The 19,259-nt window shown below is 73.6% G+C and carries 18 protein-coding genes; 8 read left to right on the top strand and 10 right to left on the bottom strand.

The window, feature by feature from the left end; genetic code table 11:
- The first annotated feature begins 10 nt into the window (after positions 1–10).
- Positions 11–2,353, top strand: coding sequence for a putative bifunctional diguanylate cyclase/phosphodiesterase (locus Sya03_RS27380; RefSeq protein WP_203941310.1), 2,343 nt, complete (start codon positions 11–13; stop codon positions 2,351–2,353).
- A 40-nt stretch (positions 2,354–2,393) separates the two neighbouring features.
- On the opposite strand, the gene Sya03_RS27375 is transcribed toward Sya03_RS27380, so the two are convergent.
- Entirely contained in the window at positions 2,394–3,524 is a 1,131-nt protein-coding gene (locus Sya03_RS27375; RefSeq protein WP_239107889.1) for a winged helix DNA-binding domain-containing protein, read from the bottom strand.
- Between the two features lie 106 nt (positions 3,525–3,630).
- Here Sya03_RS27375 and Sya03_RS27370 point away from each other — a divergent pair, with 106 nt between their 5' ends.
- Together Sya03_RS27370 and Sya03_RS27365 are read left to right on the top strand one after the other, a co-directional pair.
- Entirely contained in the window at positions 3,631–4,044 is a 414-nt protein-coding gene (locus Sya03_RS27370) for a CBS domain-containing protein (protein WP_203941308.1), read from the top strand.
- An 11-nt stretch (positions 4,045–4,055) separates the two neighbouring features.
- A complete protein-coding gene (locus Sya03_RS27365; protein ID WP_203941307.1) occupies positions 4,056–4,874 on the top strand; it encodes an SDR family NAD(P)-dependent oxidoreductase in 819 nt (272 codons plus the stop codon).
- 72 nt (positions 4,875–4,946) lie between these two features.
- Here the strand turns inward: Sya03_RS27365 and Sya03_RS27360 are convergent, their stop codons facing one another.
- Positions 4,947–5,177, bottom strand: coding sequence for a hypothetical protein (locus tag Sya03_RS27360; RefSeq protein ID WP_370871997.1), 231 nt, complete (start codon positions 5,175–5,177; stop codon positions 4,947–4,949).
- A gap of 79 nt (positions 5,178–5,256) precedes the next feature.
- On the opposite strand from Sya03_RS27360, the gene Sya03_RS27355 reads away from it, so the two are divergent.
- Together Sya03_RS27355 and Sya03_RS27350 are read left to right on the top strand one after the other, a co-directional pair.
- Entirely contained in the window at positions 5,257–5,817 is a 561-nt protein-coding gene (locus Sya03_RS27355) for a P-loop nucleotide/nucleoside kinase family protein (protein ID WP_203941306.1), read from the top strand.
- Entirely contained in the window at positions 5,814–6,788 is a 975-nt protein-coding gene (locus Sya03_RS27350; protein WP_203941305.1) for an NAD-dependent epimerase/dehydratase family protein, read from the top strand. Before Sya03_RS27355 ends, Sya03_RS27350 begins: the two co-directional genes overlap by 4 nt.
- Before the next feature lie 42 nt (positions 6,789–6,830).
- Here the strand turns inward: Sya03_RS27350 and Sya03_RS27345 are convergent, their stop codons facing one another.
- Both Sya03_RS27345 and Sya03_RS27340 read right to left on the bottom strand, forming a co-directional pair.
- The gene (locus Sya03_RS27345) at positions 6,831–8,009 is read right to left on the bottom strand and encodes a zinc-dependent alcohol dehydrogenase (protein ID WP_203941304.1); all 1,179 of its coding nucleotides are present in this window, start codon (positions 8,007–8,009) and stop codon (positions 6,831–6,833) included.
- Positions 8,010–8,050: 41 nt separating this feature from the next.
- Positions 8,051–8,704, bottom strand: coding sequence for a GntR family transcriptional regulator (locus tag Sya03_RS27340; protein ID WP_239107888.1), 654 nt, complete (start codon positions 8,702–8,704; stop codon positions 8,051–8,053).
- A 140-nt stretch (positions 8,705–8,844) separates the two neighbouring features.
- Here Sya03_RS27340 and Sya03_RS27335 point away from each other — a divergent pair, with 140 nt between their 5' ends.
- On the top strand, positions 8,845–9,480 hold the full coding sequence (locus Sya03_RS27335) for an SRPBCC family protein (RefSeq protein WP_203941303.1): 636 nt from the start codon (positions 8,845–8,847) through the stop codon (positions 9,478–9,480).
- Between the two features lie 195 nt (positions 9,481–9,675).
- Here the strand turns inward: Sya03_RS27335 and Sya03_RS27330 are convergent, their stop codons facing one another.
- A complete protein-coding gene (locus tag Sya03_RS27330; protein WP_203941302.1) occupies positions 9,676–10,626 on the bottom strand; it encodes a hypothetical protein in 951 nt (316 codons plus the stop codon).
- Between the two features lie 61 nt (positions 10,627–10,687).
- On the opposite strand from Sya03_RS27330, the gene Sya03_RS27325 reads away from it, so the two are divergent.
- Positions 10,688–11,281 carry a dihydrofolate reductase family protein gene (locus Sya03_RS27325; protein WP_203941301.1) on the top strand — a complete coding sequence of 198 codons (594 nt, stop codon included), beginning with the start codon at positions 10,688–10,690 and terminating at the stop codon, positions 11,279–11,281.
- 67 nt (positions 11,282–11,348) lie between these two features.
- Here the strand turns inward: Sya03_RS27325 and Sya03_RS27320 are convergent, their stop codons facing one another.
- The 3 genes from Sya03_RS27320 to Sya03_RS27310 form a co-directional block, all read right to left on the bottom strand.
- Positions 11,349–12,158: a class I SAM-dependent methyltransferase gene (locus Sya03_RS27320; RefSeq protein WP_203941300.1), complete on the bottom strand. Its 810-nt coding sequence runs from the start codon at positions 12,156–12,158 to the stop codon at positions 11,349–11,351.
- 49 nt (positions 12,159–12,207) lie between these two features.
- Positions 12,208–14,769 carry an ATP-binding protein gene (locus Sya03_RS27315; RefSeq protein WP_203941299.1) on the bottom strand — a complete coding sequence of 854 codons (2,562 nt, stop codon included), beginning with the start codon at positions 14,767–14,769 and terminating at the stop codon, positions 12,208–12,210.
- Positions 14,770–14,964: 195 nt separating this feature from the next.
- Positions 14,965–16,836, bottom strand: a complete 1,872-nt coding sequence (locus Sya03_RS27310; RefSeq protein ID WP_203941298.1) for a DUF262 domain-containing protein — start codon at positions 16,834–16,836, stop codon at positions 14,965–14,967.
- Between the two features lie 218 nt (positions 16,837–17,054).
- Between Sya03_RS27310 and Sya03_RS27305 the strand changes: the two genes are divergently transcribed.
- A complete protein-coding gene (locus tag Sya03_RS27305) occupies positions 17,055–17,825 on the top strand; it encodes a DUF3800 domain-containing protein (RefSeq protein ID WP_203941297.1) in 771 nt (256 codons plus the stop codon).
- A gap of 45 nt (positions 17,826–17,870) precedes the next feature.
- Here the strand turns inward: Sya03_RS27305 and Sya03_RS27300 are convergent, their stop codons facing one another.
- On the bottom strand, positions 17,871–18,296 hold the full coding sequence (locus tag Sya03_RS27300) for an HPF/RaiA family ribosome-associated protein (protein WP_203941296.1): 426 nt from the start codon (positions 18,294–18,296) through the stop codon (positions 17,871–17,873).
- Between the two features lie 97 nt (positions 18,297–18,393).
- On the bottom strand, positions 18,394–19,182 hold the full coding sequence (locus tag Sya03_RS27295; RefSeq protein WP_203941295.1) for a bestrophin-like domain: 789 nt from the start codon (positions 19,180–19,182) through the stop codon (positions 18,394–18,396).
- Positions 19,183–19,259: the final 77 nt, after the last annotated feature.

Here is a 19,259-nt window from a genome sequence, read left to right as displayed (position 1 = left end):
GACGCGGGACATGGGCAGGGTGCAGGACGGGGTCGCGGCATGGTCCGCGAAGCTCGGCGCCGCCGTCCGCGGCACGAGCCGCCTGCTGCTCGCCGCCGCCGCGCTGAGCGTCCTGGCCGCCGTCTGGTTCACCGTCAACTCGCTGGCCGACCAGCTCATCGGGTCGCCCGTGCTGCTCTGGGTGCCGATCGTGCTGAGCACCGCCGTGCTGAGCGCCATCTTCGTCCGCACCTCCCGGGCCGCCCACCTGCCCGTGCCGACCCGGCGCTTCTGGCGCCACCTCGCCGTCGTCGCCGTGCTGGTCGGCGCGGGAACGTCCGCCCAGGCGTACGACGTGCTCACCAACCCGCACGCGTTCGGCGCGCACACCCCCATCTCGATGCTGCTGCTCGACGGCAGCGCCGTGCTGGTGATCATCTACGCGCTGTACCGGCTGCCGATGGGCGCGCTCACCCGCCACCAGCGGTTCACGACCATGCTCGACGCCAGCACCGTCCTGGCCGCCGCCGCCATCTTCATCTGGCACTTCCTGACCGCCGCGCTGCTGGAGCAGGGCGCCGAGCGCACCACCACGCTCATCAGCGCCACCGTGCTGTCGCTCATCGCCCTCGTCGCCCTGTTCGCGGTCGCGAAGGTCGCGCTGTCCGGCTACCGGTACCTGGACAAGTCGGCGCTGCAGCTGTTCGGCCTGGCCATCCTCGTCGGCGCGCTCGCACCGCTGCCGCAGGGCTTCCTGCCGGCCGACCCGTACCTGATGATCACGCAGGTCAGCATCCCCACGGTGATGTGGCTGGCCGCGTGGGCCGGGGAGCGGCAGCGGCTGGCCGGCAAGGACCAGGCGCCCACCCGCCGGGCCCCCAGCGAGCCGGCCCGCCGCCCGTACAGCGTGCTGCCGTACATCGCCGTCGCCGCCGTCGACACGCTGCTCATCATCGACACCTGGACCGGGACGGCCGACAAGGTCGTCGTCGTCGGCGCCGTCGGGCTCACCGTCATCGTGGTGCTGCGCCAGCTCACCGCGTTCCAGGAGAACCGGCGCCTGCTGGACCGCCTCAACCACGGCGCCACCCATGACGCCCTCACCCAGCTGCCCAACCGCGCCCTGTTCGCCGACCGCCTGCAGAAGGCCGTGGCCGGGCCGGGCGACGGGGTGTTCAGCGTCGTGCTCATCGACCTCGACGACTTCAAGGTCGTCAACGACAACCTCGGCCACGAGGTCGGCGACGCCCTGCTCATCGCCGTCGCCGAACGCCTCGCCGGCTGCGTGCGCATCGCCGACACGGTCGCCCGCCTCGGCGGCGACGAGTTCGTGCTGCTGCTCGACGGCTCCGCCGCCGACGCGGCCGAGATCGCCGTGCAGCGCATCGTCGAGTCGCTCGCCAAGCCCGTCGTCGCCGACGGCCACGAGCTGCTCATCCGCGCCAGCATCGGCATCGCCGGCGGCAAGACCGGCGACACCCCCAGCACCCTGATGCGGCACGCCGACATCGCCATGTACGGCGCCAAGAGCCTCGAGGGCAGCCGCTACCTGCACTACGCCCCCGGCATGGCCGGCGCCGTCGCCGACAACGCCCAGATCGGCGCCGAGCTGCGCCAGGCCATCGAGAACGACGAGCTGCGCCTGCTCTACCAGCCCATCGTGAGCCTCACCGACGGCCGCCTCACCGGCGTCGAGGCCCTGATCCGCTGGACCCACCCCGTCCGCGGCCCGCTGTCGCCCGCCGAGTTCATCCCCGTCGCGGAGCGCAACGGCCTCATCGTGCCGCTGGGCCGCTGGATCCTGCGCACCGCCTGCCGCCAGGTCGCCGCGTGGACGTCCGAGCTGGGCGACTCCGCCCCCGCCGTCGTCAACGTCAACGTCTCCGCCCGCGAGCTGCGCGAGCCCGGCTTCGCCGACGACGTCGCCGCGATCCTGGCCGACACCGGGGTGCCCGGCCACCGCCTGGCCGTCGAGGTCACCGAGACCACCGCCCTGGAGGCCGGCCCCTCGGTGGAGAACCTGCGCCGCCTGCGCGGCATGGGCATCCGCATCGCCCTGGACGACTTCGGCACCGGCTACTCCGCGCTCACCCTGCTGCAGGACTGCCCGGTGGACGAACTCAAGCTCGACCGCTCCTTCACCCAGGTCGCCGACGACGCCGACGCCACCGTCGCCGCCGCCGTCATGCACCTGGCCACCGCGATGCGCCTGGACGTGGTCGCCGAGGGCGTCGAGACGCCCGCCCAGGCCGACCGGCTGCGCCTGCTGGGCTACCCGGCGGCGCAGGGCTATCTGTTCGCCCGCCCGCTGCCGGCCGTCGAGGTCGCGGCCCTGGTGGCCGCCGCCCGCACCGAGGCCCACCAGGCCGCCTGAGGCCGCCGCCTGAGGCCGCCGCCTGAGGCCGCCTGAGCCGTCAGGCGTGCGGGCCGACCGGCACCGGGCCGATCGTCAGCGTCACCGACGACGCCTCCAGGATGCCGGCCGTGCGGTCCGCCTCCGCGTCCAGCGCGCGGCGCTGCCGGGCCGTCAGGTCCGTCAGGGGTTCGACGGTGATCGCGAGGCGGGCGCCGGTGCGGCGCTGGTGCCAGACGCCCGCCGCCACCCCGTCGATCAGCAGGACCGGGTAGTTGCCCGCCTGGCCGCCGGCGAGCGCCCGCTGCGCCGCCCGGCCCGGGAAGACCTGCTCGCGGGGGTGGCAGCCGATCACGTACGCGTCGAAGTAGGGCAGCAGGCGCACGGTGCCGGCGGCCGGGGTGTCGGCGAGCGGGTCGCCGGCGGCGGTCCACGCCTCGGCGCCCTCGACGTCGGCGCGGGCGAGGCCCGCGGCCGCGAACTGGGCCGCCGCCCACGGCGGTGGCACGCCGAGCCAGCGGGCGAAGTGCGCCGGCGTCGACGGGCCGTACGCGTGCAGGTAGCGGGTGACCAGCAGCGGGCCCGCCTCGGCGGGCGGCAGCGGGGTGAAGCCGGGCAGCCAGCGCCGCGGGCCGGTGTAGGTGGTGCGGCGGCCACGGTTCGGGCCGAAGCAGACGGCGCCGCGGCGGAAGGCGGCGGACTCGGCGGCGCGCCAGCGGGGCCAGCGGTCCTGGAAGGCGTCCATGACGCGGTCGCCGGCCCAGGGTCCGGTGCGGGCGACGACGGCGTCGGTGAGCTCGTCCACGGTGAGTTCCGCGCCGGCGACGGCGTCGGCGACGGCCGCGACGACCGCGTCGAGGCGGTCGGGGGTGAGCAGGTCGGGCGGCGCGGCCGGGACGGCGGACAGCGCGCCCGTCCAGAGCGGCAGGTCGGCGGCCGCGAGCAGGTGGACGGTGCCGCGCGGGCCGCGGGTCTTCACCAGGGTGCGGTCGCGCCAGAGGGCGTCGCGGACGGTGGTGCGGGTGGCGCCGGGCACCCGTACCCCGAGGGACAGCTCGGCGGCGGACGCGAGCTGGGCGTGCGCGCCGCAGATCGCGGCGGCCGCCGCGGCGGGGTCCGGCAGGCCGGCCGCGGCCAGGCCGTGCCGGTGCAGCCGGCGGGCGGTCACCTGCGGCCAGGTCGGGCTGGTCACGCCCTCCACCGTAGGGCCTCGCGCCATCCGCGAAACCCGGGCGAGTGACCCGCCCGGTCACGGGTACCCCAGTGGTCAACAGCCCTCGACCCGGAAGGTGGATGCCATGCCGACCGCCCGCGAGATCATGACCGCCGACGCCACGTGCGTCGGTGAGAAGGAGACCCTGGCCGACGCGGCCCGGAAGATGGCCGACCTCGATGTCGGCTCGCTGCCCATCTGCGGCGAGGACAACCGGCTCAAGGGGATGCTCACCGACCGCGACATCGTCGTGAAGTGCCTGGCCAAGGGCGGCAACCCGAACGAGGTCACCGCCGGCGAGCTGGCCCAGGGCAAGCCGGTCACCATCGGCGCCGACGACGACGCGCAGGAGATCCTGCGCACCATGGGGCAGCACCAGGTCCGCCGGCTGCCCGTGATCGACGGTCACGACCTGGTCGGCATCGTCGCGCTCGCCGACGTGGCGCGCGCGCTGCCCGACCAGCCGGTCGGTGACGTCGTCGACGCCATCACGATGTGACAGGAGCCCTCATGAGTGACCTGACCCCGGAGGACACCGGGCGGCCGTTCGCCGTGGTGACCGGCGCGTCGAGCGGGATCGGCCGCGAGCTGGCCGCCCAGTTCGCCGAGCACGGCTACGACGTGCTCATCACGGCCGAGGAGGCCGCGATCGCGCTCGCCGCGGACGACCTGCAGCAGCGGTACGCGGTGACGGTCATCCCGGTCCGCGCCGACCTGGCGAGCTACGACGGCGTCGAGCAGCTGTGGGGCGCCATCGTCGCCACCGGCCGCGACGTCGAGGCGATCGCCCTGAACGCCGGCCGCGGCATCGGCGGCGACTTCGTGCGGGAGACGCGCCTGGAGGACGAGCAGAACGTCATCGATGTCAACGTGACGTCCACGGTGCACCTGGCGAAGCGGGTCCTGCCCGACATGGTGGCCCGGGGCCGGGGGCGGGTGCTGTTCACGTCGTCGATCGCGTCGATGATGCCCGGCACCTACCAGGCCGTGTACAACGCCTCGAAGTCGTTCGTGCAGTCGTTCGCGGAGGCCCTGCGCGCGGAGCTGAAGGACACCGGCGTGACGGTGACGTCGCTGATGCCGGGCCCGACGGAGACGAACTTCTTCGACCGCGCCGAGATGCTCGACACCCGGGTGGGCGCGAGCGACCACAAGGACGACGCGGCGCAGGTGGCGAAGCAGGGCTTCGAGGCGCTCATGAAGGGCGAGGAGAAGGTCGTCGCCGGTTCGCTGATGACGAAGGCGCAGGCCGCCACGTCGAAGGTGCTGCCGGACCGGGCGAAGGCCGCGATGCACAGCAAGATGGCGGAGCCGGGAAGCGCCGAGTAGCCGGCCGGTTCCATCGGGACGGTCGCGCCGCCAGCCCGCGGCGCGGCCGTCTCGTTCTGCCTGGCCGGTGGGTCAGGCGGCGCCGCGGCGGCCCTCGCGCTCGGCGCGCTTGCGCTCACGCTGCCGGCGGCTCCACTCCTTGCGGGCGGCGAGGTCGCGCTCCCACGCCGCGCGCGCCTCGGGGGTGACGCCCTCGATCGCGTTGTCGGTGGTGGCCGGTCCGGCCAGGTACTTGTAGAAGGCGTTCCAGAGGAACCCGCCCTCGCGCGCGTCCTTCGTCTTCCTGCCCGCCGCCATCGTCACGCCTCCGGCCATAATCGTTGGTGCACCAACCATTTGCACACTAACACTCCATCGGACGCCGGTAGGGCATGCTGAGGACGTGGGCTTGCCGACATCGGGTCTGCGCGGGTACGTGCTGGTGGGCGGCTGGCCCGCCGCCGGCAAGACGACCCTGGCCACCGCCCTCGCCGCCCGGCTGCGGCTGCCCTGCCTCGCCAAGGACGAGATCAAGCAGGCACTCATGGACGCGCTGGGCGCACCGCCGACCGTGGCGGCGTCCCGCACCCTCGGCGTGGCCGCCGTGCACGCCACGCTACAAGCCGCCCGCGGCTGCCCGGCCGCCGTCGTCGACAGCACCTGGTACCCGTACTCCGTGCCGCTGGTCCGGGCGCTGACCGGCCCGTTCGTCGAGATCCGCTGCCGGGTGCCGGTCGAGCTGGCCCGAGAACGGTACCGGCGCCGCGCCCGGGACGACCGCCACCTGGACGCGCTGCGCACCGACGACGAGCTCTGGGGCCGCGAGGTCGCCCCGCTCGGCGTCGGACCCCTCGTCGACGTGGACACCACGGGACCCGTCGACCTGGACGCCCTGGCCGCCACCGTCCGGGCGGCGCTCGCCGACCGGCGGGCCCCCGGGGCCGGGCATACCCTCGGCACATGAGGATCGTGGTCATCGGCGGCAGCGGGCACATCGGCACCTATCTCGTGCCCCGGCTGGTCCGCGCCGGGCACGACGTGGTCGCCGTCAGCCGCGGGCGCCGGTCCAGCTACACCGACGACCCCGCCTGGCGGGAGGTCGAGGTGGTGACCGCGGACCGGGCCGCCGAGGACCGCGCCGGCACCTTCCCCGACCGCGTCACCGCCCTGCGGCCCGACGCCGTCGTCGACCTCATCTGCTTCACGCCCGAGTCCGCGACCGCGCTCGTCGAACGCCTGCGCGGCCACACCGGCCACCTGCTGCACTGCGGCTCCATCTGGCGCTGGGGGCCCAGCAGGCGGGCGCCGATGACGGAGGACGACACCACCCCGCCCATCGGCGAGTACGGCACCGCCAAGGCCGCGATCGCCCGGCTGCTGCGGGACGAGACGGCCACCGGCGGGCTGGCCACCACCGCGCTGCACCCCGGCCACATCGTCGGCCCCGGCTGGCCCCCGATCGGTCCCCTGGGCAACCTCGACGCCACGGTGTGGCACCGGCTGTCGGCAGGGCAGCCCGTCGAGATCCCGGGCATCGGCGCCGAGTTCCTGCACCACGTCCACGCCGACGACGTCGCCCAGGCCTTCGAGGCCGCCGTCACCCACCGCGACGCCGCCGCCGGCCGGGAGTTCGCCGTCGTCGCCCCCACCGCCCTCAACGTGCGCGGCTACGCCGACATCGCCGCCTCCTGGTTCGGCCGCACCGCCGACCTGCGCCCGGTGACGTGGGACGACTTCCGCGGCCGCACCGACCCGGAACACGCCGAGGCGAGCTGGGACCACCTCGTCCGCAGCCACTGCTTCGGCATCGCCACGGCCCGCACGCTGCTCGGCTACGCCCCGCGGTACCAGCCGGAGGACGCGATCCTGGAGTCGGTGCGCTGGCTCGTCGACAACGACCGGCTCGACGTCGCCGGCCCGCTGACGGCCCCCTGACGGCCGAGCCGCGGACGGATCCCGCCCGCGGCCGAGCGCCCGTCAGGGGTTGAGCACGACCTTGATGCAGCCGTCCTGCTTGTTCTTGAAGATGTCGTACGCGTGCGGCGCCTCGTCCAAGGGCAGGCGGTGCGTCACGAGGTCGCCGGTGCCGAGCGGGTCGGCGTCGTCGAGCAGGGCGGGCATGATGTCGTCCACCCAGCGCTTGACGTGCGCCTGGCCCATGCGCAGGGTCACGCCCTTGTCGAACAGGGTCATCATCGGGAACGGGTCGGCCTCGCCGCCGTACACGCCGATGATGGACACCGTGCCGGCCCGGCGGACGCTGTCGAACGCCGTGTGCAGCGCGGCCATGCGGTCGATGCCCATGGCCTCGGTGGCCTTGCGGGCGATCGGGCCGGGCAGCGCGCCGGCGGCCTTCATCGCGGCGGACTGCAGGGGGCTGCCGTGGGCCTCCATGCCGACCGCCTCGACGACGCCGTCGGCGCCGCGGCCGCCGGTCATGTCGCGGATGATGTCGGCGGCGTTGGCGGTGTCGTCGACGGTCTCGATGCCGTGCCGCTGCGCCATGGCGACGCGCTCGGGCACGTTGTCGACGGCGATGACGCGTTCCGCGCCGAGGTGGCGGGCGATGCGGGCGGTCATCTGGCCGATCGGGCCGAGGCCGATGACGGCGACGGTGTCGCCGGGCTGCACGTCGGCGTACTTGACGGCCTGCCAGCTGGTGGTGAGCACGTCGGACAGGAACAGGAAGCGCTCGTCCGGCGGGCCGTCGGGGACCTTGATCGGGCCGAACTGGGCCTGCGGGACGCGCAGCAGCTCGGCCTGGCCGCCGGGCACCTGCCCGTACAGCTTGGTGTAGCCGAACAGGGTGGCGCCCTTGCCCTGCTCGCGGACCTGGGTGGTCTCGCACTGGGCGTAGTACCCGCGGCCGCACATCCAGCAGTGCCCGCAGGAGATGTTGAACGGGATGACGACGCGGTCGCCGGGGCGGATGTGGGTGACGCCGGCGCCCACCTCCTCGACGATGCCCATCGGCTCGTGGCCGAGGATGTCGCCCTTCTCCAGGTACATGCCGAGGACGTCGTAGAGGTGCAGGTCCGAGCCGCAGATGGCGGTGGACGTGATCCGCACGATGGCGTCGGTCGGTTCCTGGATCACCGGGTCGGGGACGGTCTCGACGGACACCTTCTGCGTGCCCTGCCAGGTCAGTGCTCTCATGGGGATGGGCTACCCGGCGGTACGGGCCGGAAACGGAATGCTCAGGCGCCGAACATGAGGGTGGCGACCTTGGCCCGGTAGTCGGCGTAGATCTGCCGGTACCGGCGCAGCGCCCCCTCGGTGTCGCCGCCCTCGAGCGCGGCGAGCACCCCGTCGTGGCCCTCGATCCAGATCTGCCACAGGTCGCTCTCGGCGGTCTGCGCCAGGATGCGGGTGGTGCGGGCGACGACGAGGTCGACCATGCTCTGCAGTTCGCGGTTGCCGCTGGCGAGGATGACGACGGTGCTGAAGTCGGCGCCGGCGGCGGTGGCGGCCACCATGTTGCCGCTGCGGATGCCCTCGACGAACTCGCGCTGCCGCTGCCGCATCGTCTCCAGGTGGGTCTCGGTGAGGTTGTCCATCCCCCACTCGAAGCCCGCGCAGGCCAGCACCTGCATGACGTCGATGAGTTCCAGCGCGTTCTTCTGGGTGACCTTGGTGACGTGCCGGGTGCGGTTGGGGGCGATGTCGATGAGGCCCTCGACGGAGAGCTGGGCGATCGCCTCGCGCACGGGGGTGATGCTGACGCCGAACCGGGCGGCGATCTCGGCGTCCTTGATCAGGGTGCCGGGCGGCAGCTCGCCGCTGATGATCTCTTCGCGGAGCTGCCGGACCACGGCTTCGCGACGGGTCGGTGGCACCGCGTAGGAATTCATGCGGCACATCGTAGACAGATGGGCATGCGGCCGCCCGTACCGACACTTTCGGGGTAGGCGGGTCACCCCTTTCGACGCACTCTGGACACGGCCATTGTACAGCCTTGACTTATATAAGTCTGGGCTTCTAGTCTCGGGCGATGATCCAGGGAGAGCAGCAGATCGACGCCGTGACCCGCACCGTGAGCGCCCGGGAGGTCCCCGCCGGCGCCGTCCGGGTGGTGTCGCTCAGCCAGGCCTACGACACCGGGCTCGACGACCTGTGGGACGCCGTCACCAGCGCCGAGCGCCTCCCCCGCTGGTTCCTGCCCGTCACGGGCGAGCTGCGCGAGGGCGGCCGCTACCAGTTCGAGGGCAACGCGGGCGGCACCATCGAGCGCTGCGCCAAGCCGGCCCTGTCCGCCACCTGGGAGTTCGGCGGCCAGATCAGCTGGGTCGAGGTGCGGCTCGTCGCCGAGGGCCCCGAGCGCACCCGCCTGGAACTCGACCACCTCGCCCTCGCCGACGACAAGACCTGGGCCGAGTACGGCCCGGGCGCCACCGGCGTCGGCTGGGACGGCGGCCTGATGGGCCTGCACCTCTACCTGTCCGGCGACGGCTCCCCCGTCGACCGCGAGGCGGTGGCGGCGTGGTCGGCCTCCGACGACGGCAAGCGGTTCGTGACCGCCAGCAGCGAGCGCTGGTACGAGGCGGCGGTGGCCGGCGGCGAGGACCCGGCCGTGGCCCGGGCCGCCGCCGACCGCACGACGGCCGCCTACACCGGCGCCCCCGCGTAGGGCCGCCGCCGCGCTCAGGTCAGGAAGACGACCCCGGCAATGATCAGCAGCCCGCCGACCACCGCGACCGCCCGCACCGACCCCCCGCTGCGCATCTCCGCCAGCCGTGCCCACGTCTCCGCCATGCCCGACCCCTTCCCTCGGATCGGACGCTAGCCATCGCGGCCGATCCGCGGAGGCGTTTCGGCACACGGATCAGCCGTCGAGCAGGCCGATCAGCGTCTCGTCGGCCTGCGCGAACGCCGGCGGACCGGCCGGCTGGTCCGCCATCACCCGGCGGCAGCCGTCCAGCTCGACGTATACGGCCGGCCCACCGGCCGCCGGCGTCAGCAGCGCGAACCGCCCGGCGTGCGCCGCGCACGGCCGCGCCGGGCCGAGGCGGGCGAGCCGGGCGGCGACCGCCGCGGCCCGCGGCGCCGGCAGCACCCCGCCGCCGAGGAACGTCCCGGCCGGCTTGCCCGTGCCCCGCTCCGCGGGCGGCACCTCGTAGCGGCAGACCCGCAGCTCCCCGGGCTCGGCGGGGGTGCGCTCCAGGCGGCGCAGCGACCCGCCGCCGGCCACGGCCACGCTGACCATGTCGGCGTGCACGTCGCCGCACCCGGCCGCCGCAGCGGCGTCCGACGTCAGGGGGTGCAGCACCCGCTCCGCGACCGTGGTCAGCGGCAGGGCGCCGAGGGCGGCCACCACCTCGGGCCGCGGCTTGGCGCACCCGTCCACCGGCACCGCCGGGCGCACCCACCGCCCGGCCGCGTCGTGCAGCACCAGGAACGGCGGCAGCACCAGATCCGCCGTGCACGCGCCGCCCGACGGCTCGGCGTCCGGCAGCCGCAGGGCCGCCACCAGCGCCGCCACCTCCGTCGACCGCAGCTCCCGCTCGACGGCGTCCGTGCCGCCTCCGGGCCGCCGCCGCTCCCCCTGCCGGCACAGCGTCACCGCGACCGGCACGAAATCGGCGGCCAGCGGCGGCCCCGCGTCCGCCGGCGGCACCGGGGCCGCCAGCGCCGCGCACGACACCCAGCCGCGCCCCGCGACCGGCACCGCTGGGGCCGCTGACGGCCCCGGGCCCGCCGGCGGCGTGCCCCCGTCCGCGCACGCCGCCAGCAGGACGACACCCAGCCCGGCCGCGAACCGCACCCGTCCCCGCATGGCCGCACCTCCGCCGCCTTCGACGCCACCGGAGCGGCCGCGGTTCCGCCATGCTGGTGGCATGACCACAGTGATCGGTGACATCACGGTGTCCCTGGACGGGTTCGTCACGGCCGAGGGCGCCGGCCCCCGGCACGGCCTCGGCGTCGGCGGTGAGGCCCTGCACGTCTGGGCCATGGAGCCCGACGCCGTCGACCAGGACGTCCTGGACACCACGACCGCGGCGACCGGGGCGGTCCTCATGGGCCGCAACACTTACGACGTGGTGGACGGGCCGGACGGGTGGCAGGACGACCTCGGGTACGGCGGGCGGCGCGACCAGTCCGCCGCGCCGCCGGTGTTCGTGGTGACGCACGAGCCGCCCGCCACCACCCGGCTGAAGGACCGGTTCACGTTCGTCGCCACGCCCGAGGAGGGCGTCGAGCGGGCCCGGGCGGCGGCCGGCGACCGGGACGTGCTGGTCATGGGCGGCGGGCAGCTGGTCCGGGAGTGCCTGCGGCGCGGGCTGCTCGACCGGCTCACGCTGCACGTCGCGCCGGTGCTGCTCGGCGCCGGGACGCCGCTGTTCGACGGCGACCGCGGGCCGGGCCTCGTGCAGGGCGCGGTCCGGCCCAGCGGCAACGCCGTGCACGTCACCTACGACGTGGTCAGGTGACGGACCCGCCACGACGTGCGGCGGGCCGCGGGGACGTGTCCCCGCGGCCCGCCGGTGCGGGCACCCGTCACGCGGTGGTGCCGACCGCCTCCAGGTAGCTGGACGGGATGCGGCAGTACGCGTCGCCGGTGCTGTGCCGGGCGGCCAGGTCGACGAGGTCCGCGTACAGCTGCTTCTCGGCCGGGCTGTCCGCGACGGCCTCGAACGCCTTCAGCGTCGGCCCGTAGTGGGTGCGGAAGTAGTCGACCAGCGCCTCCGGGGTGGCGAACCGGAACACGAAGTCCCGGCGGGTGACGCGCAGCCACGTGACGGCCGGGCCGAACAGCTCCTGCAGGCGCTCCTCGTCGCCCCACAGCGGCGGCGGGCGCAGGCCGGCCGGCGGCGGCACGTGCCGGCCGACCGTCTTGAACAGCTCGCCGATGAAGCCGTCCGGCGTCCACGAGGCCAGGCCGATCGTGCCGCCGGGGCGGCAGACGCGGACCAGCTCGGCCGCGGCGGTCTCCTGGTCGGGGGCGAACATGACGCCCACGACCGACAGCACCGTGTCGAACGCGTCGTCCTCGTAGGGCAGGGCCTCGGCGTCGCCCTCGGCGAAGTCGACGGCCAGGCCCTCGGCGGCGGCCCGGGCCCGGCCGCGCTCGAGCAGCGCGGGCACGTAGTCGATGCCGGTGACGCGGGCGCCGCAGCGGGCGGCGGCGAGCGCCGCGTTGCCGGTGCCGGTGGCGACGTCCAGGATGCGGCTGCCGGGCGCCAGGTCGGCGGCGTCCACGAGGTACTCGGCCATGGGGTGGATGAGGGCGGCGACCGCGCCGTAGCTGCCGCTGGACCAGACCTTCTGCTGGCGCGTCTTGATCGCGCCGAAGTCAATGTTCGTCATGCCCGGGACGTTAGGGACGCCCCCGGGGCCCGCACATGGGGAGAACTCCCTATGTTGGCGGCACCAGCCCGAGTTTGCGGGCCGTCGCGGCGGCCTGGCCGCGGGTGGCCACGCCCAGCTTGGCGAGCACGGCCGACACGTGGTGGTCGACGGTCTTCGCCGACAGCGACAGCCGGGCGGCGATCTCGGCGTTGCTGAGCCCGTCGGCGAGCAGGGCCACGACCTCGACCTGCCGCGCGGTCAGCCCGGACGGGTTGGCCACGGTGGCCGGCCGGGGCCCGCGGACCGCGACGCCGCGCTCGCGCAGCTGCGCGCGCAGCCGCCGGGCCGTCGCGACCGCGCCGAGCCGCTCCACGATGCGCAGCGCCCGCGCCGCGGCGGCGGTGTCGCCGCAGGCCAGGGCCAGAGCCATCGGGTACGGGTGGCCGCGCTGCTCCCAGTGGTCGGCGGCGGCCCGCCAGTTCCCGCCGACGAGCAGCCGGTACGGCTCCCCCAGCGTGTACGGCGCCTCGGGGCTGCCGCCGGCGCGCCACAGCCACACCGCCAGCTCCCCCGCGTACTGGCCGATGCCGGACCGCACGGCGAGGTCGTACGCGCGGCGGGCCTCGTCCGCGGCGGCGGCCGGGTCGCCCGCGAGCCAGTGGTGTTCGGCGAGCGCCGCCGACGCGGGACCGACGAACTGGATCTCGCCGGCCTCCCAGCCGCGGTCGGCGGCCCGGGTGAGCAGGTCGAGCGCGCCCGGCTCGCCGCGGCGCGACCGCAGCACCCCCAGCACGGCGGTGGCCCGCACCCGGCTCGCGCCGGGCTGGTCGGCGCCCGCGACGGCCTGCTCGGCGTCGGCCTGCGCGCCGGCCCAGTCGCCGCGGGCCAGCCGCAGCTCGGCGCGGTAGCCGAGCAGGTGGCGGGTGTAGCCGTCGAGGTCGCGGGCGGTGGTGAACGCCAGCGCCCGCTCCAGCTCGTCGGTGGGGTCGGCGCCGGCCCGGTCGGCGAGGAACGTGGCCAGGTTCACCAGGGCGCGCCCGGCGTCGTCGTCGAGCCCGGCGGACACGGCCAGCACGTGAGCGCGTTCCAGGTCGGCGACGCCCTCCGGGTCGCCGCCGAGCATGCGCGCCGAGCCGACGTTGGTGAGCGCGTGCGCCTCCACGGCGGTGTCGCCCAGCCGGTGCGCCAGCGCGAGGGCCTGCCCTCCCCAGTGGATCGCGGCGTCGAGATCGCCGCCGAGCATCCGCAGCTGCGACAGGTTGCTGTACGCGGCGGCGAGCGGCCGGCCCGGCGGCAGCGTCTCCAGCACCTCGACCGCCCGGGCCGCCGCCTGCCGCGCCTCGGCGGGGTGGCCGGTCCACCAGCACATCCGCGACAGCCACCGCCACGCCTCGCCCAGCTTCTCCGCGTCGTCGCCGGCGGCGCGCAACGCCAGCGCCTCGCGCCGGGCGCCCAGCGCCTCGCCGCCGAGCCCGGCCAGGTACGCGGCGAACGCGTACGCCTCCAGCAGCTCCGCCCGCTGCGCCGCGGGCGCCCCCAGCGTCAGCGGCAGGGCGAGCGCGTAGTGCGCGGCGGCCTGCCGGTGCGCCGCGACCGCCTGGGCGCGCCGCGCCGCCACCGGCACCCAGCGCAGCACGGCGTCGGTGTCGCCCGCGTGGTGGGCGTGGTGCACCAGCCGGGCCGGGTCGGCGCGGTCGCCGAGCGCGACCAGCACCCGGGCGTGCAGCGCGGCCCGCCGCACCGGCGACAGCGCCTCCTCGACGGCCCGCCGCAGCAGCTCGTGCCGGAACGCCACCCCGTCGCCCGCGGGCACCAGCACCCCGCCGGCGAGGCACTCCTCCACGGCGGCCACGTCACCGATCAGCCCGGCCTCGGCCCGCGTCGGCACCACGGCGACCAGCCCGGCCGCGTCGCGGGCCGCCGGGGACAGCGCGGCCAGCCGCGACAGCACCAGGTCGCGCACGGTGGCGGGCACGCCGGCGCTCGCCGCGGCCAGCACCTCGCTGACGAGCAGCGGGTTGCCGCCGGTCACCTCGTACACCCCGGCGGCCTCGCGGCCCGCGCGGCGGGCCAGCTCGGCGGTGGCCTCGGCCGACAGCGGCGCCACCGGCAGCCGCCGGGTCATCCCCCGCGGCAGCCCGGCCAGCACCGCCCGCAGCGGATGCTCGGGCCCCACCTCGTCGTCGCGGTACGTGACGATCAGCAGCACCTTGCAGCGCGCGAGCCGCCGCCCCAGGAACGTGACAAGATCGAGCGTCGCCTCGTCCGCCCAGTGCAGGTCCTCCAGCACCACCACGGACCGCCGCCGCGGCGCGTCGAGCGCATCCAGCAACGCGTCGAACACGGCGCCCCGCCCGGCCCCCTCGGCGTCACCGATGCGCTCGGCGAGCGCGCCGCCGACGTCACGCGCGATGTCGTGCAGCGGCCCCAGCGCCCGCGGGGTGAGCAGCGGGTCGCAGGCGCCCCACAGCACCCGGGCCCGGGCACGCACCCGCTGCGTGAACGCCCCGACGAGCGTCGACTTGCCCGCCCCGGCCTCCCCGCCGACGACGGCGACCCGGCCGCCGTCGTGCGCGCCCAGCAGGTCGTCCAGCAGACCGAGCGCGTCGGCCCGCTCCAGCAGCTCCATCGAGCCCGATCGTACGGCCCGGCCCGGCGCCGGGCAGTCGGGTTTCCGGCTGACCGGCGGGCGATCGCCGCGGAGATCATCGATCGCTTCTCTCGCGTCCGGCGGTTAGTCGGTCCAGTCAACGCGCTGCTGAGCCCAGATGAAGCGCACCAATCCGGGCGCAGCGGGGCCCTTAAGCCACCCTTGAGCCGGTGGTCAGGACCTCAGTTCTTCCAGCCGGGACGGCGACCAGATGCGCTCCGCCAGGGCAAGCAAGAGCTTGCCCCGCTTCGTGTGCTCCTCCTTGCCGAAGGCTGCATACGGGTGGAACGGCAGCCCTGTTCGCTGGCGAAAAGCCAGGAACTGAGGTTGGTGCTCGTAGGTCACGGCCGCCAGGCTCGCTGCCAGCAGGTTCTGCTTCGCGTAGTGGGGCACCTTTTCGGCGAAGGTCTTGTCCTGATAACTGCGATTCACGTCAGCCGGCAACAGCAACAACCCACCGACGTTTTCGCGCCAACTGTAGAAGTCGCTCTCGTCTTCGAACTCGCCCTTGTGACGGTCGTACCGGTCAGCCCAGATGTGTTCCAGGTCCAGCGGATTCTTCTGCCGGCGATCCACATACTTGTCAAACAGGTCTGGCCTACCTGATTCGACCTCGACGTACGCGGTTACTCTCGCCAACAGGTGGAAGATGTAGCGGCGGCTGAATTGGTTGAGGTTCAACCACTCGATTCCATGCCGCCCGCGCGCCTCACTCCCACTGAAGGAGACCTCGTCCTTATCCAGCTTCTCTGCAAGGATGTCTATGAGCTCAGGCAACCTCTTGCGCCGGATGTCCCGACACAGGAGGAACATGGCGTAGCTCACGCTGGAGTAGCCAACCCGGATGTAGTTGACGACGCGGCGCATGAGCCAGATGTCGATGTATCGGGCGGTCACCTCCATCTTGCGCCGCACCACATCCTCACTGTCGGCAAGGCTGAGCGGTGCGAGCAACACCGTGGCCTGCCAGGTGAAGTCGTTGTGCGCGTTGTAGAAGATGGATTGGAGACCGGGAGTGTAATGCCGACCGGCGTCGAGTATCACCTTGTACGCCCGGGCGAAGAAGGGAACGTCCTCCTTCATCAAACGCAGGTTGGCCTGACTTTCACCGACACCCAGGCGGCCTTCGTTGTCCCGTAGCCATCTATGGAAGGTCGTTCCGATCTGCTCCCAGTCGCGGTCGGACGCACCGGCTCTCCGCTCACGGGTGCTGTCCGCGTACTGCGCCCGGAGCCATGCCTTGACGAAGGCGGAATCACGTTCTGGATCCGGGTCGTGTCCCCAGGACGTGAGGTCGAGCAGGGTGCTCTTCCACAACCGGTTGGCCTCCACCCGGCTATGCTCCTCACCCACCGGTGCCAACAGATACGCCTTGAGCATGTCGACGGGGCTGAGTGGCCTACCGCGGTCGTTCATCGCCTCGAAGATGGAGTACGCGTGCGCGTCAGACGCCGTGATGATCTCGATAAGGCCTACCTTCTCCAACAACCAGTAGATGAAGGTGGACAATGCGTCTCCGAGATCGGCGACGAGCCCCATTTCCTCGATATCACGGTAGTGCGCGACGATGGCCTGGATGGACTCATCTTTACCGTCGACGTTGAACTCGTCGCCGTCGAACAGAGCTCGAATGACCGGAACCCGCTCTTTGATGTCGAGGTTGAAGGTCTGCTCACCGAGATTGTCGGAGAAGATGAGCGGCTCCAGCGTTGCAGCGACGTTCAGACTGAGCCGCTTCGACTCCCGATACAGGTATATGAGCAGCAGCGTCAGTGACGTAACTCGTTGTTGCCCGTCAACGAGGTACGACTTACTCTCCCGCTTGGCGATGATGATCGAGCCCAGAAAGTATTCACCGTACTCACTGACCTTCCTCGGCGCGTCACCCTCCCGGTATGAATTTCGGAATGCGGTCTGCAGGTCGGAGACGAGTTCCTCGACGTTCGCGCGCTCCCACTTGTACTCACGCTGGTACTCGTCGATGTCGAACGTGCGGCTCTGCAGCAACTGCTTGATCGTCCGGTAGTGCGGGGTGATGCTGCTCAAGCCCGAGTCCTTTCAACGGTGCCCGCGGTGGCGGGGTCGGCACATCGCTCCACTGTGCTACCACGCGCTCGGACTGCTGAGCGTCAGCCGCGAAGGCAGATCTGCGTGAGCACGTGGCGAGCCAGCCGTCACCGTGTACGACTGTCGCTCGAATGAGGACTAGCCCGAACGGCCCAAACCTGTTGCCGGCCCAACGCGGGCGCCGCCATGCTGGCCGGGTGGCGGAGATCGCGTGCGACGAGTCCGGCTACGAGGGCGAGAAGCTGGCAGGCACGTCAACGCCGTACTTCGGGCACGCCTCGGTGCGGCTGACCTCCGCCGCGGCGGCCGCGTGCGTCGCCGAGCTGCGCCGCCGCATCCGCTCCCCCGCCACCGAGTACAAGGCCAACCACCTGCTGCGCGAGAAGCACCGCCGGGTGCTGGTCTGGGTGCTGGGGCCGGACGGGCCGCTGCTCGGCCACGCCCGCGTCCACCTGGTCGACAAGATTCACCTGCTCCGGGTACGCCTCGCGGCGGTGCTGGGCGTGCCGCCGGCCGCGTTCGCTGAGCCGGTGCTGGCCGCCGGCAACGCGCTGCTGCGCACCCGCGCCCCGGCCACCGCCGTCGACGACTTCTTCCGCCTCGCCCCGCAGCTGGCCGCCGCCCGCCCGGCCGCCGAGGCGTACCGGGCGGCGCTGCGCACCCGCCCCGCGTGGCACCTGGAGCTGGACCCGCTGATCGACGCCGTCGGCCGGCTGCCCGCCCTGTGGGGCCCGGGCATCACGGTCGCCCACGACCGCCAGAACGTCCTGTCGCCGGACCGGCTGGCGGCGCTGGCCGCGACGCCCGGCATCGCGGCGATCCACCTGGTCGACACCGACGACGACCCGCGCATCCAGCTCGCCGACATCCTGGCGGGAACGGCGTGCCGCATCGCCGCGACGGGCGACGCGGAACTGCGGGAGCTGCTGCGCCCGTACGTGGGCGGGCAGCCGGTGCCCGCACGCTGACGCGCCGCCCGCCGGGAGTCCCGGTGGGCGGCGCGGTCGCTGCGGTCAGGCGGTCGGGGCCGGGTCGTGCGCCGAGTCGGCGTCCGCCGGGTCCACGGCGTCGTCCGGGGCCGGCGTGGCGGCGTCGCGCAGGTGCCGGTTGTGCCGGGGCTCCTGCTTGGTCTTCGCGTCGTTGAGCTTGCGGCGCAGGTCGTCGCGGACGTCGTTGAGGGCGGCGTGCAGGTCCTCCTCCGACGACGTGGTCACCACCTTCGCCCGCCCGGCGATCCAGCACTCCAGGGTGACCTTCTGACCGCGGGCGGCCCGGTCCTTCACCGACACCTCCAGCTCGGTGGTGTCGGCGGGGAAGCCGGCCAGCCGGGCGTCGAGCGTGGCGAACTGCTCGGCGATCCAGGTCAGGTCACCTTGGGAGAATCCCCCGCCCGTCCGCAGGCACTCCTGGACGGTCGCTGGGTTCGCATGGGCGGTCATTCGCCACACCTCACTGTCATGGTCGGCCGACATGGTCGACATCCCGCTTACCCGACCGGGTCGCGGCTTGAACAACCCCGAGGTGGGACCCGCCGCCCTACCGTTCCCGGCGCAGGTCCTCGACGACCTGTTCGTAAGCGTCCGGGCGGACGGCGAACGACCCGTAGTAGGGGTAGTTCATCTCGATGATGAGGAACAGGTTGGTGGCGATGACGGCGCTGGACAGGGCCAGCAGGATCCGGCGCACGGCGTTGTCGGCGAGGCCGAAGAACAGGCTCATCGCCATGATCGCGGCGGTCGACAGGAGCACGCCCAGCCACATGACGCTGGACATGCGCTGGTCGTCGGCCTCGGCGTCGGAGTCGTGGTGGTAGACCTCGGCGGCGCCGATGCGTTCGACTGCGACGCGGACGAAGGCGCGCTGCGGCTCGGTGACGGGTTGCAGCGCGCCGACGGTGGCGGTGAGGCCGGCCAGGTCGGCGGTGCGCCGCCGTTCGGCGCCCTCCTCGCGGCGGACCTCCCAGTCGGTGATGATGTCCGACTCGTACCGGACGACCTCGTCCGAGATCGTGCGCTGCACGTCGGGGCCGAACACGGCGGCGGCCGGCACCAGGGCGGTGAGCTGGGCGGCCTCGTCGCGTGAGGTGTCCTTCGCGGCGGTGTAACCCTCCCAGAGGGACACCACGCACAGTCCGATGACGATGGCGTAGGCGACGCCGACCACGGACACGATGACGCCGGTGACCTCGTTGTGCGGCCCGAGCCGCTGGTGCGGCAGGCGGCGGTGGATCACCGCGTCCAGGCCGAGGGTGATGGCGGGGAGGCCGAGGATGAGCACGGCCCCCACCAGCCACGCGGGCACGTCGCGTACGAGCCAGAGTTCCACCGCCCTCACGGTAGGGGTCGGGGCGGCCGGGAGGTCGGGTTCGGGCAGATACCCCAAAGACCCAACGGAACGTGAAG

The organism is Spirilliplanes yamanashiensis, from assembly GCF_016863475.1.
In the GTDB taxonomy this organism is placed as follows: domain Bacteria; phylum Actinomycetota; class Actinomycetes; order Mycobacteriales; family Micromonosporaceae; genus Spirilliplanes; species Spirilliplanes yamanashiensis.
Note: the sequence above shows the minus strand (reverse complement) of the source record. Positions and strands in the feature narration are given on the sequence as shown.